The 17,620-nt window shown below is 44.5% G+C and carries 12 protein-coding genes and 2 tRNA genes; 1 reads left to right on the top strand and 13 read right to left on the bottom strand.

The window, feature by feature from the left end; genetic code table 11:
* Positions 1–13 precede the first annotated feature (13 nt).
* The 10 genes from QYZ87_08475 to QYZ87_08430 all read right to left on the bottom strand — a co-directional run bounded on the left by QYZ87_08475 (position 14) and on the right by QYZ87_08430 (position 10,370).
* A complete protein-coding gene (locus tag QYZ87_08475; GenBank protein MDN4754554.1) occupies positions 14–562 on the bottom strand; it encodes an isochorismatase family protein in 549 nt (182 codons plus the stop codon).
* The gene (locus tag QYZ87_08470; protein MDN4754553.1) at positions 559–1,749 is read right to left on the bottom strand and encodes a 1-acyl-sn-glycerol-3-phosphate acyltransferase; all 1,191 of its coding nucleotides are present in this window, start codon (positions 1,747–1,749) and stop codon (positions 559–561) included. Before QYZ87_08470 ends, QYZ87_08475 begins: the two co-directional genes overlap by 4 nt.
* Before the next feature lie 25 nt (positions 1,750–1,774).
* The gene (locus tag QYZ87_08465) at positions 1,775–2,761 is read right to left on the bottom strand and encodes a D-alanine--D-alanine ligase (protein ID MDN4754552.1); all 987 of its coding nucleotides are present in this window, start codon (positions 2,759–2,761) and stop codon (positions 1,775–1,777) included.
* A gap of 10 nt (positions 2,762–2,771) precedes the next feature.
* A complete protein-coding gene (locus QYZ87_08460) occupies positions 2,772–3,872 on the bottom strand; it encodes an RluA family pseudouridine synthase (protein ID MDN4754551.1) in 1,101 nt (366 codons plus the stop codon).
* A 14-nt stretch (positions 3,873–3,886) separates the two neighbouring features.
* On the bottom strand, positions 3,887–4,594 hold the full coding sequence (locus tag QYZ87_08455) for a PASTA domain-containing protein (GenBank protein MDN4754550.1): 708 nt from the start codon (positions 4,592–4,594) through the stop codon (positions 3,887–3,889).
* 898 nt (positions 4,595–5,492) lie between these two features.
* Entirely contained in the window at positions 5,493–8,549 is a 3,057-nt protein-coding gene (gene secDF, locus QYZ87_08450; protein MDN4754549.1) for a protein translocase subunit SecDF, read from the bottom strand.
* A gap of 302 nt (positions 8,550–8,851) precedes the next feature.
* A tRNA-Arg gene (locus QYZ87_08445) sits at positions 8,852–8,925 on the bottom strand.
* A gap of 43 nt (positions 8,926–8,968) precedes the next feature.
* Positions 8,969–9,044: transfer RNA gene (locus QYZ87_08440), tRNA-Pro, on the bottom strand.
* Between the two features lie 469 nt (positions 9,045–9,513).
* Positions 9,514–9,768, bottom strand: a complete 255-nt coding sequence (locus tag QYZ87_08435) for a hypothetical protein (protein ID MDN4754548.1) — start codon at positions 9,766–9,768, stop codon at positions 9,514–9,516.
* The gene (locus tag QYZ87_08430; protein ID MDN4754547.1) at positions 9,765–10,370 is read right to left on the bottom strand and encodes a KilA-N domain-containing protein; all 606 of its coding nucleotides are present in this window, start codon (positions 10,368–10,370) and stop codon (positions 9,765–9,767) included. The genes QYZ87_08435 and QYZ87_08430 overlap by 4 nt, the downstream gene beginning before the upstream one ends.
* A gap of 339 nt (positions 10,371–10,709) precedes the next feature.
* Here QYZ87_08430 and QYZ87_08425 point away from each other — a divergent pair, with 339 nt between their 5' ends.
* The gene (locus tag QYZ87_08425) at positions 10,710–11,282 is read left to right on the top strand and encodes a hypothetical protein (protein MDN4754546.1); all 573 of its coding nucleotides are present in this window, start codon (positions 10,710–10,712) and stop codon (positions 11,280–11,282) included.
* Positions 11,283–11,348: 66 nt separating this feature from the next.
* Here the strand turns inward: QYZ87_08425 and QYZ87_08420 are convergent, their stop codons facing one another.
* From QYZ87_08420 to QYZ87_08410, 3 genes are all read right to left on the bottom strand, one after another.
* Positions 11,349–16,394, bottom strand: a complete 5,046-nt coding sequence (locus tag QYZ87_08420) for a hypothetical protein (GenBank protein MDN4754545.1) — start codon at positions 16,392–16,394, stop codon at positions 11,349–11,351.
* Positions 16,391–17,137, bottom strand: a complete 747-nt coding sequence (locus tag QYZ87_08415) for a hypothetical protein (GenBank protein MDN4754544.1) — start codon at positions 17,135–17,137, stop codon at positions 16,391–16,393. Before QYZ87_08415 ends, QYZ87_08420 begins: the two co-directional genes overlap by 4 nt.
* Before the next feature lie 4 nt (positions 17,138–17,141).
* On the bottom strand, positions 17,142–17,620 hold a 479-nt coding region (locus tag QYZ87_08410; GenBank protein ID MDN4754543.1), incomplete at its 5' end, for a hypothetical protein.

Genomic DNA, 17,620 nt, shown 5'->3' with positions numbered 1-17,620 from the left:
TATTCCCTTTCTATTAAATATTTCCAATTTTTGTGACCCTCACCCCAGTTTTTCCAATCATTTCTAATAATGCACTGCCGTCATCAAGACTAGGTGTCACATCCTCCAAAACTATAATCTTATCACCTAGCCCATGTTTTGCTAAATCACGTAAGCTATTCAACACGCATACATCACCTGCTAGACCACACAAGTAAACCTCCTCAGCCTCTCTTAACTCTGCCGGAAAGGTCATCTCAAACGCACTGTATTCTTCCTTATTGGAGTCAGTACCTTTTTCAATAAAATGAACTTCCGCCGGATGTGCGGCTAGTGCAGTAAATAGAGATGGCCATATAGCGGCACCCTCACTGTACTTCATACAATGGGGTGGCCATGGTCCACCTTGGGCTGAAAAACTCATATGGTCAGTGGGATGGCAATCCATCGTCACAAATATCTTATCCACAGATATAGCTGATAGCTCTGCTGCAAGCTTATCCATAGATTGATCTGCACCACCTACAGGCAGTGTACCATTGATAAAATCATTCTGAGGGTCTATAATAACTAATGCTTTCATCTCAATTCTTTCTTTGCTAACAAATGATTTTTCAGTGGCGTAGAGTACATTTCTAAAAGTTTCTTCAACAAGAACGCACTATCTTTCTTACCATCTACCCTTACCTTATCTATCTGATTTTCAAGATAGAGTTCGAAGTTCGCCCTCTCTTTAGTAGAATACATATCCTTAAATGTGGTACCACCATAGAGAAGGTCATACGCAGCATAATTAGATGGATAAAATCTATAATTGAGAAAGATCTGACGGTCAATCTCATCTGCAATCATCTGTATCTCCTGCTTTTTATCTTCAGCACGTGCAGTGATAGATGATAGGTCAGTAAGTGGAGGTGTTATAGCAAAGTGTACTCGCCCTTTCTGACCTTGCAGACCGGTCTGCATATTGATCATATCATCCATTGGAGACTTTTGCCACTCTGGATTAATCTCTTTCTGAAGCATCTCCTGAGCCTTAAGATAATCACAGGGATCAAACTCGTATGTGATCGAAACCGGTGTAATATTCAGTGGTGCCAACGCCTTGGCTATATCCTTGTCTTCGCTACTCAAGGTCAGCATCCTTAAGACCCCGAACTGAGTACGATCATCTGAATTCTTTCGACGTCCTTCACTCTGTGACAACCATACTGACTCCTCCTTGTACATGATAGAGCTCCTGATATACATTGAGAGTCGCCTTGACTCCACAATTTTCTCTCGTATCGAAGGTTTCCTCTTTACGATGAAGGCACTACCCATACGTACCAATGACTTTATCCACGGCTTGATTAATAAATTATCCCCTATAGCTACACGTGGGAGGCTAAGCCCCCTCTCCATCAGAATCACGTTAAGAAAAGCTGAGTCCAATATAATATCACGGTGATTGGAAATAAATAAATACTTTTCCTCTCCACTCTTATCCAAATTACTCCTACCCGAAGAGGTTAGGGAAAAGGTACTCCGCTTCTGTATCTCTCTAGCGACAGGAGCTAAAAAAAGCTTCTTGAAATCATTAACCGAATCAATCGAATCCACTTGCTTAGCTAGCTCTTGCTCACTGATGTTATTCAGAATCAATCCATTTACAATCGCCTTTATTTCATCAACCTCCAAAAGCTCCTTAAGGTTTTCACGTACCTCTTCATCAAGATATGGACGGATGCCCTCAAAGTATTCGTCGCTCGTCCTTGGTATATTATTCATTTCTGTCATTATTCGTCTAGTTTTCTTAATCTCTTCCGAGATGATAGTTAATAATTCCAACGAGTACGTCTCGCATATTACGTCCATCAGCCCTCACTTGCTGGGGGATAAAGCTCGTTGCTGTCATGCCAGGTGTGGTATTAACCTCTAGTAATACCGGCACATCATTCTGAATGATAAAGTCCACTCGAATAATCCCCCTAGCTCCTAAATAACCGTATATCTCATGTGTCAGTTGCTGAATCTCAGCAGTCATCTTTTCACTAATACGGGCTGGAGTAATCTCCTCTACAGCACCATTATACTTGGCATCGTAGTCAAAAAACTCATTCTTCGGGACCACTTCTGTCACTGGAAGGATGTGCAACCCATCACCATCTTCAAAGGCTCCACAGGTTACTTCTGTTCCGGTAATCAATGCTTCCATCATCACCTCATCGGCTTCTGCAAAAGCAGCTTCAAATGCAGGTAATATATCATTAACCTCCATTACTTTATTAGTAGCTACACTACTCCCCCCTACATTTGGCTTAATAAATGCAGGTAATCCAGGCTCAACAGCTAATATGATGGGTCGAATGTGCTCTCCCTTATGCAAACAAATACTAGGTGCAATATTTATGCCTAAGCTATGCAGATAATGTTTGCATAGATGCTTATTGAACGTCATCGCACCTATAGCCGTCGGACAGCATGAGTATGGGATACCAAGCATATCTAGATACCCCGTCATTAAGCCATCTTCTCCTGGGGTACCATGAATGGTCATATAGACGTAGTCAAAGGTCAATCTCTGACCATTAGGAAGGCTCACACTAAAGTCATTACGATCAATAGGATACTCCACTCCATCTAGGAGCAAGACCCACTTATCTTTAGTGATCAGCAAATCATAGACCTCTAGTTCGCTGCCCTCCAAAAAGCTACGAATACCAGCCTGACTCTTAAGTGAGACTTCGTACTCTTTGCTATATCCCCCTGCCATTAAGGCTATTTTTGGTGCTTTCTTCATAATTATCTTATCAAATACCGACTTCATCTGACGCTGTCACATCACCAGCGGCCACATAGGCTCGCCACTTATTCAATAACTGACTCATATCATCTGGCAGTGGACTGTCAAAGTCCATTTCTCTCTTCATCACTGGATGATAAAAGCCTAAGGACTTAGCATGTAGTGCCTGCCTTGGGCAGAGCTTAAAGCAGTTTTGAATATACTTTTTGTACGTTGCAAAGCGATTTCCTCGTCGTATCTCATCACCTCCATACCGATTGTCATTAAAAATCGGTGAGCCTAAAGACATCATGTGAGCCCTGATTTGATGAGTACGTCCTGTCTCTAAGTTACATTTCACAAAACTCACGTATGCCAATTCCTCAATCACCTCATAATGGGTCACTGCTGGCTTACCTTCCTCTCCAAGGTATGGAAAGTTATACATCAGCATCCTATTCTTAGGGTCACGTCCTAGGTTACTCCGAATGGTACCAGCGGTCTCTGGTAGTCGTCCCCAGACCAACGCTTGATACTCACGACGCGTCGTCTTATGAAAGAATTGTCTGGATAAGGCTGTTCTCACCTCTGGATCTTTGGCAACGAGTAGTAACCCGCTGGTGTCTTTATCTATTCGGTGAACTAGTCCAAGCCTAGGATCATTAGCATCGTACGCTTTATTATCCCTCAAGTGGTATGCCAACGCATTCACCAGAGTACCCGTATAATTACCATGCCCAGGATGAACTACCAAACCAGGCTGCTTATTCACCACAAGTAAGTACTCATCTTCATAGACAATATTCAGGGGAATATCCTCAGGAATAATCTCCAATTCGTACGGTGGTCTCTCTAGCTTCAGAGCTACTTCATCACCAGGCTTAACCTTATAATTAGACTTAACAGGCTTATCGTTAACAAACAAAGCTCCCGCTTCTGCCGCTAATTGAATTCTATTCCGGCTAACCTTAGGCATCTTATCCACTAAGAAGCGATCTATTCGCAACGGACTCTGCCCCTTATCCACGATAGTTGAATAGTGTTCGAAAAGCTCCCTCTGCTCCTCTACATCACCATCCTCAAGATCCAAGTCTATATCACCTTCTGTATGAATCGCCCTATCGGACATCAGTTCAATATCACTCAAAACCAATCTTCTCCAGAATTGTCAGGGTTATCGTTACTTTGATTTGGGGTATCCTTTGGTCCATTATGAATTAATGACTCCTCTACACCCTCACTAATCAAGCTATCACGTATCGCTTCCTCCATCATATCAGAGCTAGTCACCTCTAGTGTGAGTGCCATATTATAGGGAACCTTTTCTCCTACAGTCAATATCCTACCATTAGGATTCTTAAGATATAGAGCTAAATCATGAAAAGTACCAGGAATGTACTTGACCGTAACATTAATGAACCCACTACCCCTTAGCAAGGCTTCTGCCTGTCGTCTAGAAATCTCGTGAACGTCTGGTACGGACAACTGCTTAACCTGCGAGTTATTTACAATAACATAAATAGTACGTTTCTTCTTAATCATAGAGCCTGGCTTGGGTGTAGTTTCTAAAACCACTCCTGCTGGCATCAGCTCACTATATATGGAGTCGGTAACCTCCATCATCAAACTCTCCTTACTCAATGTTCTCTGAGCTTCTTCTTGAGTCATACCAGTCACATCAGGCATTCTGAAGGCCTGATTATGTCGGGTATAGGACTTTAGCAACAGCATTGATATCCATATTAATACCAAGCCAATAACGACCATAGCTGCAATATTAAAAAGTATTACTTTCCAAGCTTTAGTCTGCTTTTTCGGGGTTAGATTATCTTTATCTTCTCCTAATTCCATAACATTCTGTACGTATCCTTACACACTTATTCAGCCTCAAAATTACCCAAAATATTACGAAATAGAGAACGGAGAAGGAAATAGAGATAAGAAAAACTGTACCTAACTACGCTTTTCAGTATTCATCACACTTAATACCATAATATAGGTCGCGAGCATGGGCACAATCTTTTCATCCTACCGCTACTCTCAAACAATTCTACCGGCACCTTCAAAATATTTTACCGGTACCTTCAATTCATTACACTGGGACTTTCTCTTTTCATTCTAGCAGACAAGACACCTAAGGCAAAATCAGTCTAAATGGTCAAAAATAGGACTCTAAAATAGTACGGTAAATTAACTCAGTAAATCCTCAAACTCATGAGTCAAGTAAATCAGCAATAGAAACCTCAACTATGTCAACTTTTTTCAGAAGAAGACAAGACTAAGAAGAGTGAAAAAAATCTTCATATATATAGGGAATCTTCTTCCTATAGGAAAAAATCGTTCTCCCTATAGGAAGCATTTCTCTTTCATATAACTAAAATGTCGTCAGAATTCAGCTTAAAAAAAAGCGTCTTGTGGTTACAATTCAAAACCTCTCTTTTTATACATAAATGGCAGTTAATTATGGTGCTATCTATTCTAATTCGAATCAAGATACTAAGTCACACCCCTAAAATAGCTTACAATGGGGAAAAAACTTAATATCAGACAACCAATTTAGCTCCGCTCTCACAATAAAATCAATGACCTAGAAAGTATCAGTAACGACATCGTGTTGTTATATCAAAAAATCTTAGACATCAAAAACAACCGTCTCTTTGCTAAGAAGCTGTGATAAACAAAACAAGCGAGGATGCATCACACTGGATACATCCTCGCTAAAGAATTATATTATAAAGAATAGGAGGTCTTAGTTTTTATTCTCTTTTGCTAGTTTTTCACCATCTTCGCCACCTGCCTTAATATGCTTCTTATTATTAATATAATAAGCAATAGGAGTAGCTACAAAGAGTGTAGCATAAGTACCGAATATCACACCTAACATCATCGCAAATGTAAAGCTACGGATGCTAGCTCCTCCAAAGATAAAGATAATCAAGATTACCAAAATAGTACTGATAGAGGTATTGAATGTACGTGTCAGTGTAGTATTAAGAGAATAATTGAAAATGGAGAATCGATCTCTATTAGGATACATACGTAGGGTTTCTCTAATCCTATCAAAGACCACAATAGTATCGTTAATAGCGTAACCAATAATAGCCAGCACGGCTGCAATAAATGTCTGATCCACCTCCATTGAGAATGGCATAATCTTCCAAAGTAGAGCGTAGAAAGCTATAATTGCAAGTGCAGTAAAGGTTACTGAAGCAAAAGCACCTACGGAGAAGGCAACATCGCGGAAACGAATCAAGATATATAACGCCATCACAATCAGTGAAAGGATCACTGCAATAACAGCTCCTGTCTTAATATCTTCCGCCATACTTGCACCTACTTTTTGTGAGCTTTGTATGTAGTGATGGACAAATTGATCCATAGTTACTTGATCACCAAGCATTGGCTTCAAACCTTCATAAATAAGGGACTCAATCTCATGATCCACTTCTGGGGTATTAATGTCAATCTTATGATTGGTAGAGATACGCACTTGATCTGATGTAGAGATAGTAATAACGTTCACAGCACCATCAAGTGGCTCAGACAATAGATCTGCGACTTCAGCTGTAGAGACTGGATGATCAAACTTCACAACGTAGTTACGACCTCCAGTAAAGTCAATACCTGAATTAAGACCCATAGTACCAAGAGATACACCACCTATCAAGAGAATCAGGAGTGCAATGCCTAGTCCCATCTTGCGCTTGCCAACGAAGTTCACGTTAGTATTTGCCAAGAAGTTCCTGGACAATGATGTAGTAAAGGTTACCTTATCCATCTTGCCACTCTTGGCTTTCTTCTCAAAGAAGATACGAGTAAGGAATACGGCTGTTAGGAATGAACAGATCAAACCAACAATCAGAGTGGTGGCAAATCCTCGAATAGGACCAGTACCGAAATAGTATAGGATAATACCTGTAAGGATAGAGGTAATATTAGCGTCGATGATCGCAGAGAATGCATTTTTGTATCCATCCTCAATAGCTCGAATCATAGACTTACCAACAGCCAACTCTTCCTTGACACGCTCAAAGATAATAACGTTAGCATCTACCGCCATAGCGAGAGTCAATACCAAACCAGCAATACCTGGTAGTGTTAATACCGCATGCAATGAAGCTAATATTCCAAGAGTAAAGAAGAAGTTAAGTAACAACGCGACGTCCACAACAAGACCTGGCATTATTCCGTACATAGCACACATGTAGATCATCAACAGAACTAGTGCTATGGCAAAAGAGATCACACCTGCACGAATCGCTTCTTTACCAAGTGATGGTCCAACAACGTCCTCTTGTACAATACGTACAGATGCCGCCATTTTTCCTGACTTAAGAGTATTTGCTAAGTCATTAGCCTCGTCAATAGTAAAATTACCTGTGATGGAAGATTCTCCATTAGGAATTTCATTGATAACATTAGGAGCGGAGTAAACCACATCATCAAGGACGATAGCGATAGGTCGTCCCACATTCTCCTTAGTCAACCTAGCCCACTCACGAGTTCCTTCGCTATTCATCCTCATCGAAACACCTGGATCTTGACGACCATGTGAGTTCTGAATAACACTCTCTGCTGTAGTAACAACGTCACCAGACAAGGCAGCTCTGCCATCTCTACGAGTAGATTTGATAGCAAACAGCTGATATACCTTAGCCCCTTCTTCGATTTCCTTGACACTCCATTTCAATTGAAGGTTACGTGGTAAAATCTCTTTCACTCGTGGAAGATTAAGCATAGAGTCAATAGCAGCCATATCTGTAGCTCTCGCCATACCAACAATAGCCGAAGAAATAACTTGTCCCTGTGCTATATTTGGCATCAGCTTAGAGAACAATGGATGTGATTGAGTATCAACAGTTGTAGCCTTAGCTACATCATCAGCAGTGGTAGCCTCTTCAGTCATTTTTTCCTTAAGAGCATCTAAATCACTTTGCTCAGTAGTGGTCTCATTAGCATTTTCTACTGCTGACTCATCCTTCATCCCATCTTCAACACCTTCTACAGGCTGTGTTTGCTCTGTAACATTGGCATCTCTATGTGACTGGAGCTCTGCTAATAACTCATCAGCCTTTTCAAGCTCAGCCCAAATCTCAGGAAGCAAATAGCACTCCCAGAATTCAAGATTAGCACTTCCTTGGAGCAACTTACGAACACGCTCAGGCTCAGTAATACCTGGAAGCTCTACCAAGATACGGTTACTGCCCTCTAGTCTTTGGATATTAGGAGCAACTACACCAAAACGGTCTATACGAGTACGGAGAACTTTATGTGAACTATCAATAGCTTCTTTTAGCTCAGAACGAAGAACAGCTTCAACTTCAGCATCAGTACTGCTGGAATTGATCCTATCCTTAAGTTCTAATGTTCCAAAAACGGCTGAAAGTCTTGCTCCAGGATCCTTCTCGTGGAATTCGTCAATAAACAGACTAATGAAATCCTTCTGAGAACGCTCTTGCTTGGCATCCGCAGACTCAAGTGCAGCTCTAAATACAGGATCTTGACTATTTCCTGATAAAGTCTCAAGGACATCTGCTGCATTGAGTTCAAGAATTACAGTCATACCACCTTTGAGGTCGAGACCTAGGCCTATCTCATTCTCTCTCACTTCCTTTAGTGAATAATTCATCCACACTTTCTTGGCAGAAAGAGAGTCAAGATAACGAATCTCCTTATTCACATCTCCATTAGCATACTCCTTAGCTTTTCGTGTGTAATGTCCCGATACAAATGTAAACGAGAGATAAAACGCACAAATAATCGTAAGGGCTATAGCAATTCCTTTTACTAAACCTTTGTTTTGCATCTGTTAGTGTTATTAATATATTTCTATTTATTTTTTATTCTAAATATGACCGTAAAGACACAATACATTATTAATATAAATAATATATGTGCTTTAGTTCGCAAATATAGCCAATAATTATGAATTTATCTTCATATAAGTTGGGCATTGTTTCTACTCATCATAATATGGTGAGTTTATATTTCTATATGTATCGTACATACAATTGGATACTCATAACTACATACAAAAAAAGCAGAGTCAGGAATAACCCCAACTCTGCTCCTTACAAAAAAAACCATATTATGATCAACTTGTATTAGTGATCGAGCTGGGATTCGAACCCAGGACCCACAGCTTAGAAGGCTGTTGCTCTATCCAGCTGAGCTACCCGACCATTATTTATCTTTCGCAACGCTCAAAGTCTCATTTAATGAACGTCGGGATGACTGGATTCGAACCAGCGACCTCACGCCCCCCAGACGCGCACTCTAAACCGGACTGAGCTACATCCCGAATTGTGTCTGCAAAGGTAATAAAATTCTTCAATACCGCCAATAGCAAACAATAATTTATTTAGAATTAAGAATAGAGTATGGAAGAGAGTCTTAAAATCACCTGTAGTTAGTAAAAATAATTCATCTTTAGAATTTCGAAAAAGATTTAGCTTTAGAAAAGCGACACTCTTATCGATTATTGAAATAATACTACTTGAAAAATAAAAAAAACGTGTAATGTAGCTGTGTTTATTCTTGAATTTATAATCGCCGAAACGAAACGGCTCTCAAAGACAAAACGAAATGGCTCTCTATGTTGTATAGAAAATGGAGAGGATGAAAAACGAAACGGCTCATTTGATTGTGACGCACACGTACATTTATAATATTATTCGGGTGCCTCTCTGGTGGTGGTCGAGCGGCGAACGAACGAAAAAGCCCGGGCTACCGAAATAGCCCGGGCTTCCTCATTTGTCACTTAATAGCGACTACTTCAACTCCTCCCCTTCGGCTTCAGCCACATTGCCGAGCCAATCTACCAAGTCGTACAGTAGTCTGAGTTCGTCAATATCCTTCGTAGTCGGTATTACCCCTGTACTCTCATTATAATAGAGATAGTTAATCGTCAGTCGCAGACATGCATTGGATAAGCTCCGATACATATTAGTAGCCGAATCCCACGAGAATAAGTCATCCAAGAACCTCATTCGAGCATCCTGTACTGCTTTTCCAGCACGCATCATAAGCACACCTCCTCTCCACTTGGGAGTGACTGCATCATCTCGGCTTCGAGCTGTCGAATCTCAGCCCTCTTCCCTATGAGCTGTGCGATGCGAGGGCTACAATAGTTACGACCTGCGAGTTGAAAGAAGTCATTGGGGTACCGCTTCTTATAGTCGTTTGCGGTGCCACTCATACGAGAATACCCCACAGCGCTCAGCACATCACGGAAGTAGTACCCTTGCTTACCCTCTGAAGTGATCACCATCGGCACGTCCTTAAAGGCCTTCGGCTCGAGATAGGTTACACCATCAAGGAGAAGTTGCTTGATACGGTCATTACACCAAATAGCAAACAGTGGGGACAACCATCTTGCAAATTCAAGTGCTACATCTTCGTGCATCCATGTACCAACACCATTAACTGTTTCGATTAACCTATCCGATTTTCGGATAGCTGAGAGCTGAGAAATGAATTCTTGAGTAGATGGAAGTTCAAGCCATTTGGCTGGTCTTTTTCCAAAAGGTCGTGCCATTTGGGTTGCGTTGATCATAAGGTCGTCGCCCTTAGCAAAGGTGATGTTGTTGCCTTCGTAGGCAAAGATGTTGGTCGATTTCTGTACCATAATTGTAAGTAATAAAAAGCGGTCGCCTTTCCTGCTGCTAACAATCCAAGAGATTTGTTTGTGGGGCATTAACCTACCACGCAGGGGTACGACCGCAGTTTTATTTTTCCAAGTGAGCGGATATAAAAATAGCCCTCGTTTATGTGTCGAGAGCTTCCGCCCTCTTAGATTGTTAGCACGACAAATATACAGAAATTATTGGAACTGCAAAAGATTATATCAGGAGATACAACACAATGATGGGGGCGAATCCGCAACTATTGACGGATTTATCTAACTATATACGCGGATTAGTGTATATTTGTAAAAGAATCAATTAATTATAAAAACTAAAATAATATGAAAAAGGTATTAGTGATGATGCTGGCAGTAGTGGCATTGCTTACAGCGTGTAACGGGGACAAAAAGCCGAAGGTGCTCAAGGATGGTGCTTTCGTTTATGTTAACATTAAAAATGAGGGTATGAGGGTAATTGAGGATAATACAATCCCCACCGTGGAGGGGGATCAGTTCAAGCGTTTGACACCAAAGGAGGTCGTGGAGAAGGCCTTGGCATTTTACTTTTACGATCCAATCTATAAACGTGAAACAAACATTGGAGTCGGCGATGAACAAAGAGATATCGCTAACGCCAGGATAAAGATGTGGGGAGAAATGATCATCTCAGAGGATGGCTCTCTGAACGAGGGATTCCTCGACTGGCGAGATGTGCGTATCCTTATCCCAATCGTAGAAGGAGAGGTAGGTGCGTACATCCCTAATGCCGTGATGAAGGAGGCGAGCGAGGGGATTCGCAAGGCTTACAAGGCGGGGGATTACGATGAAGTGTATAGGCTCTTCAAGGAGGCCTTTACTGCCATACCGGTCACCAAAGCGGAGTGGGAGGCATTAAAAGCGGAGGGAAAGCAATAAGATAACTTTCCAACAGAGAAAAGGAGAGGGAGGAGTGACTATACTGGTCGCTCCTCCCTCTTTCTCTTAATCAGCTTGGTAGGCTACGTAGGATAGCCCATTTCGTGTTTTATTGTCTCCATTGGTGATTATGCCCACCGTAAAGCTATATGCCGAGACACTATAGACTCGTGGCGTAAGAGACCATCCGCCATTGTTTCCTGTCTCTCCTGAGACCTGCACGACCGGCACGTATCGGCTGTGTGGGATGGAGTGGTAGACAGTGTAGAGCTTACTATTATAAGAATAGACTGTACTGCCAGATGACATTCCTGCTCTATTCTTATACTTCCCGAAGCCCTTCAGCTCTTTGCCATTCTCATCAAACATGGCACCAGCGAGGACGGCACCGCTGCCTTTCCACTCGTCAGCTTCGAGGATGTCGGCTTTGAGTGTTCCCTGGACGAGGACATCCCCAACTATTTTCACCACCCAGTTGCTTAAGTAGTTGAATAGTATCTGCCTTTGTCGCCCAAAGAAAAACGCTACACGGTCTTTCGCTAGTGCCACAAAGGGTTTTGAGAGGTCGTAAGGGACGAACTCTTTACCCGCATTTGTATATGCTCGATAAGAACTTCCTCTGTCGCTTGCAGAGCCATTCACCACAAGATAAACCCTCCATTTGTACCCTTTTACCATTACATTTGCTGGAATGCGCATATATACTTTCTTCGTCTGGGTCTGCACATCTTGGATATCCTCGAGGGGTAAGATTTCCGTGTATGAGACAGAGCATCCCTTGGCGTGTGCACTTGCTGTCACTTTCGTGCTTGTGTCGCTCCAGACGACGACTCCAGATTTATTGTACACTTTGACTTCCACATGAGCAGTGCTATTCGCCCAGGCAGGCAGATAGTTAATTATTCTGTCTCCTCGGTCACTTCCTAGCTCATAAGCAGAACGGGCTGACATAATCGATAGTCCTCCGGAGTTAAGATCTTCCCGAGTTGCGACTGCCTCAGCTGTCGCTGTCAATTCAATCTCATGCCTTATCTCTCTGTTGCTTTCGATACTCTCATCTTCTTTCACAATAAGGAACTCGCCACTCTTGTTTTCAGCTCGTACAGACGGCATCGGGAACTCTTTAATCACTGTACTCTGATCGTTCATGTAGCTTTCGCTGGGGGCAGTTCCACCAAACTTCAGATACTCGTGATTTTCACCCGATGACTGGTCGACAAACTTCACCACATCCTCTTTGTCAGCGTTCAGGTACATGTCTCCGAATCGAGCTGAGCCGTCGTGGTTGATTACCACGCGGGAGGTGTGGTTCTCTTGCTTATAGTTCTTAATCCCAGCTTCGAACGCTACACCGCCGCCATGGGAGTAGCCAGAGATGGCGGTAGTGATCTCGTCATCTTTGTTGCTCATGAGGATGGATTTCGTGAGCAGAAGACCGCCAGCTATGGTGGTCTCGCCGTGCTGGAGGGCGTCGGTGAGGTAGCGGATGTCATCGAACTTGCTCGCATCAAGTTTGCCCTCCTTCAGTTGCTTAGTGATGGTCTCGATCGATGAGATGAGGGTGTTGGCATTGGAAAGTCCAGCGTTGATCTCTTGTACCTCCGCTTTGAGATTGCTCCATTCGCCCCACGCACTATCATCAGCACTACCGACACGATACAACTCCTGACCGCTGTTAAGAGTCGCTTTCTGCGTCACTCGACCGCCACTTTTATCACCCCAATTGACTGTCGTCTCAAGCGTGCAATACGAGCCATCCCTCCAGACCTTCGGAATTTCAATAACACCTTGAAACTTAAACTCCTTGACGGTGGTATAGCGGTAATTCTTACGATACCAGTTTGGCAGTTGGTTATCATTTCTAGTGTCCTTGACGTCTAGACCGTCGCCTTTCGGACCAGTCGGACCTCGGTCCCCTTTTTTACCCTTAATGAGCGTCCACTTGTAATCTGATGGAGTAGTGCTGTCCGCCTTCACAAAGTCGGTGTAAGTGCCGATATAGGTCTTGCCTGCTGACACAGTTGTACTAAAACCCTTCTTTCCGTCTGCTGATGTGGCGTAGGCGATATGCAGGTAAGGGGTGCGACCATCTGCACCCGCCTTGCCTGGGGTACCGTTGCGCCCATCTGCACCCTTAATCAGTGACCACTTATACTTCTTGTGGTCGCTGCTATCCTCTTGCACAAAGTCCACATACATACCAATATAAGCCTTTCCAGTAGGAGACTGAGAGAAGCCACCACCCGATGCGTTATTGGCATAAGCGATGTGGGTATATTGAGTTTTCCCATCCTTACCGTCACGACCAGGGAGTCCGTCCTTGCCGTCTTTCCCTTGTAATCCTTGTAAGCCGTCTTTTCCATCCTTACCGTCACGACCATCGCGGCCTTTAATGAGCGTCCATTTGTATTGAGTTGGATCTGTGCTATCCGCCTTCACAAAGTCGGTGTAAGTGCCGATATAGGTCTTGCCTTGGCTATCGCTCACGCTAAACCCTTGCCGACCATCCGAACTATTAGCATAAGCGATGTGCAGGTAAGGGGTTCGGCCGTCTTTTCCTGCCTTACCAGCGATGCCGTCACGCCCATCTGCCCCCTTGATGAGCGACCACTTATACTTCTTTGGGTCACTCGAGTCTGTGGCGACGAAGTCCACATACATACCAATATAAGCCTTTCCAGTAGGAGACTGAGAGAAGCCACCACCCGATGCGTTATTGGCATAAGCGATGTGGGTATATTGAGTTTTCCCATCCTTACCGTCACGACCAGGGAGTCCGTCCTTGCCGTCTTTCCCTTGTAATCCTTGTAAGCCGTCTTTTCCATCCTTACCGTCTGCACCTTGCGCTGGTTCTCCCGTGTCCACATATTGCGTGCCATCCCAGCGCCACCAGGTGCCATTCTTGATGATAGGGTGATGCGTGTCCACCTCATCGATGTAGTCGATGAGGTTCGTCTCCTCTTGAGTATCGGGGCGACGGAAGTGGATCGCATCGGAGTAGATCTCGCCTGTCTCGAGGTTGATGGTCATAGCACCGTTTGTGCTCGAGATGGTATTTAGGACCATTTGACCTGGAGTGAAAAGGCTGTAACCGTATAGCTTATTGTACGCTCTATCGCCATCCACAATGCTGGATAAAGTACCAATAAGGAGATGATAGCTTAGAGAATCACTCTCCATTTCTATAGGTTTTTCGGATAATAAATAATTACCAGTTTGCCCATTTCTATCTACCTTCGCATAAATGTAGTAGCTGGCGAAATCATCAGTAAGTGCTGGTGAGATGTACTCAGGGATTGACCAGTAGCGGTAATCGGTAGCTGGTCGATTAGCAGTCATATCGGTAATGCCGATGGTCTGATGTCTAATGATGCCCTTACTGATGATTACTCGCTTGGTGCTGGGGTCATAATTCACAGAAAAAGGGGCAGCCTCAAGCGAATTAATCGCTTGGACAAATCCAAACTGTGTCGCCTGGCTACCTATAAGAATTGCCATGGTCTCCACGACGCTCGGTTTTATCCTCGCCGTAAAGCCCTCCAGCCCTTCAATAGCCTTTTCGACCATCCCGATGAACTCCAGCGCCTGCTGGTAGTCCTGTCGCTGCGAGCGTTGCTGTGCCCTCCGCTCTCGCTCGGCTATCACCTTGTCTGCTTCGAGCTTGGAGAGGGCGTTACTCACACTGAGTGCAGCTGGTGCATTGGAGAGGGTGAGCTGTGGAGCGTAGGGCTTGTCGAGGAGTGTGCGGACACCCGTCACTCGGATGACAGATCCCTCGGGGTGATACTGCGGGTCGCTAAAAAGTAAATGCCCACCTGGCTGCATATACCCACCGATGCGTAGCCACTCCTTCTTCGCCCAGATGGGATCTACCTCCCCAGAAAAGATATAGGGAGGATTAATGACCGTATCGAAGTATCGTACTGCCTCCTCGAAGAGCCTTTGAGAAGCGTTCGAGAGGTATTCGGCAGGGAGGGTGATATTGAAGATGGCGTACTTATCACCTTCCTTGGGGACAAAGTTGCCCCCAGGCATCATAAATCCATCCTGCTCCTCGCTCACGAGCTTAAACTTTCGCTCGGAGTGGATATAGCCACTGAGTTTGCCTTTCGTTTGCACAAGAGCAAACTCCCGCCCTGTGAGTGCTCCCGTCTGAAAGACCACCACCGCTTTTTCGCCTTTGATACGGTAGTCGTTAAAATTCAAGCTCTCAGGGATAGAGGTGTCGGTAAAATCGTATCCATCTGCCTCCTCAATGACCTCAGACACTGTACCCTCCCGCATCGGATATACGGCGGATCCATCGTAGCTATCCTCCGCAGTGCCGATTGCCTGATCACAGGTGATGTACATGCCATGCGCATCCGTATGATATGTACGACCATTGTACTGTAGCGTTGCAGATTTAGGTAGGAGGAGTGTTTGAGCTCCGTAGGTTGAGTAGTCGATATTACGTGTGCCACCCTCGACATAGAGTTTGCCGATCGCCGACTTTTTACCGTCATTGTGTCGCCCAGTGCCAGGGCGGAACCCCTTACCATTGCCATAGCTCATCGGTAGAGGGTTATCCTCCATGATGCTTACCTTGCCGAGCGATACCGTCTTATTGTCGACGCTAAACTCAGTATTAAACACCTCCGCCACTCTAGAGATGGCCCCGAGGCAGTACTCATGACTAAAGGCGAGTGTCTGTTCGGTCGCCTCGATCACATTGCCAACACTCCACCCACCGCCGTAGTGCTCATTGAGCGAGTCCACGATACAGCGGACGAAGTCAATCGGTTTAGCTGTGATGGCAAACTTCACTCGGTAAGGTATGCCACCCGAGATATCCTTGATGAGACAGGAGGAGAGGAGCTCCTCCTCACCGTGAAAAAGCAGGGTGTAATCAAACTCCTTGCTGTGTTGCTTTTTGATGCTCGCTGGGTAGAGCAATGTATAGCGACGTGCCTCATACTCCACATAAGAGTTAAGAGGGATATCAATAGGTTTATCAGATTTAACCACCAACTGGAGGGTGCTGCCACCCATGATCGAGCGATCGCAGTAGCTCCCCTCGAGGTTGGCCACATCAATAATCTTAGTTCCTTGTGCGTTGTATATAGTTATCATATCAATTGTAGATTAAGCGTAAATGAGATAACTGGTTGCTGGCTCACCTGCTTAGGTGTCGAGCATGAGAGGTAGCGAGCCTTAAGAGTTGTGCCCATGTCCGTAGATAGAGATAACTCCCCTTGCAGAGCATCCCAGAGAGCTGCACGATTAGCCCACAGCACCGACCAAGATGATGCGAACATCGTACACATTAGTTGTGCCTCTCTCATATCTCGCACGAGCGTCAATGCCTTAAAATCATCAGGTGTATAGAGCGCATGTGTCTCGTTGATGACCATTCCAAATTGAGATAGTGAGACACCTCCAATTTTGTATCTTGATCTAAAAACTACAGGCTCCACATCTGACGTTATCTGAGTCTTAGGCAAGTCGTCCAGCTCATAGCGATAGGCTATTTCCATGATATGATCACCCTTGGCCAGCACCTTGCAGTTGTCCGCATTAGCCTTGCGGAGGGTAAAGGTACGCCCCCAGCCGTGGGGCGTTAGCTTAATGCTCTCTGCCTTGTGGTATTGCTCGAGAGCCGACCGAGCGGCGAGCGAAGTAACCACGTAACGCACCACCACCTCGGGGTGCTGGAGCTGGACGGTGGTAAAGTCCACCTGTAAGCCCTCCACCTCCTGCCAGTCATTGACCTCCGCATCGGAGAGATTAGGGAGCGTAAAGAGTTCCTCCGCGCCATGACGTGCGAGGTAGATGCCTTGTGCATTAATGTCTATATTGTTGATCAGTGTCGCCATCACATTATTTCTTTAGGTAAATACCGTCTTGTGCCACTCTATACATGTCAGTAGCGATGTTATCAAGCTTGCGGAGATAGTCGCTATTCGCTGCGATGCGGTCAATCTGTCGGATCATGGTAGCAAAGTACACCCTTGCATCACGCTGGTAATCGTCCGTCTGCTTGGCGTAAGTTACGAGGGTCGATAGTCGGTCCACCTGCACCGTCATCAGTCCCTCGAGTCGCTCTGCAGAGTCTTGCGTCATCCTACCAATACCTCGAGCCTCCGCCTTGCGCCCTGCATCCATATCAGGGAGCTGCAGACCTTGTTTCTCCAGCTCAGACCGAAAAGCATCCATGGCATCTTTATAGCCATCGATATTGCCCCGAGCCGAATCGACCAGCCAACGGATATCGTCTCTGATGTCACCGTCTCCTCCTGCCCCAAAGCTATCCTCCATCCGCTTCTGGAGCTCATCGAAAGACTCTTGGAAAAACTGAG

The organism is Porphyromonadaceae bacterium W3.11, from assembly GCA_030434245.1.
In the GTDB taxonomy this organism is placed as follows: domain Bacteria; phylum Bacteroidota; class Bacteroidia; order Bacteroidales; family Porphyromonadaceae; genus Porphyromonas_A.
The sequence above is the reverse complement of the archived record's forward strand: the minus strand, read 5'-3'. Positions and strand labels throughout refer to the sequence as shown.

What these genes read in the sequence shown, in the direction of transcription:
- QYZ87_08475 (MDN4754554.1), bottom strand. Translation starts at nt 562, where the DNA reads ATGAAAGCATTAGTTATTATAGACCCTCAGAATGATTTTATCAATGGT.
- QYZ87_08470 (MDN4754553.1), bottom strand. Translation starts at nt 1,749, where the DNA reads ATGAATAATATACCAAGGACGAGCGACGAATACTTTGAGGGCATCCGT.
- QYZ87_08465 (MDN4754552.1), bottom strand. Translation starts at nt 2,761, where the DNA reads ATGAAGAAAGCACCAAAAATAGCCTTAATGGCAGGGGGATATAGCAAA.
- QYZ87_08460 (MDN4754551.1), bottom strand. Translation starts at nt 3,872, where the DNA reads ATGTCCGATAGGGCGATTCATACAGAAGGTGATATAGACTTGGATCTT.
- QYZ87_08455 (MDN4754550.1), bottom strand. Translation starts at nt 4,594, where the DNA reads ATGGAATTAGGAGAAGATAAAGATAATCTAACCCCGAAAAAGCAGACT.
- secDF (MDN4754549.1), bottom strand. Translation starts at nt 8,549, where the DNA reads ATGCAAAACAAAGGTTTAGTAAAAGGAATTGCTATAGCCCTTACGATT.
- QYZ87_08435 (MDN4754548.1), bottom strand. Translation starts at nt 9,768, where the DNA reads ATGATGCGTGCTGGAAAAGCAGTACAGGATGCTCGAATGAGGTTCTTG.
- QYZ87_08430 (MDN4754547.1), bottom strand. Translation starts at nt 10,370, where the DNA reads ATGGTACAGAAATCGACCAACATCTTTGCCTACGAAGGCAACAACATC.
- QYZ87_08425 (MDN4754546.1), top strand. Translation starts at nt 10,710, where the DNA reads ATGAAAAAGGTATTAGTGATGATGCTGGCAGTAGTGGCATTGCTTACA.
- QYZ87_08420 (MDN4754545.1), bottom strand. Translation starts at nt 16,394, where the DNA reads ATGATAACTATATACAACGCACAAGGAACTAAGATTATTGATGTGGCC.
- QYZ87_08415 (MDN4754544.1), bottom strand. Translation starts at nt 17,137, where the DNA reads ATGGCGACACTGATCAACAATATAGACATTAATGCACAAGGCATCTAC.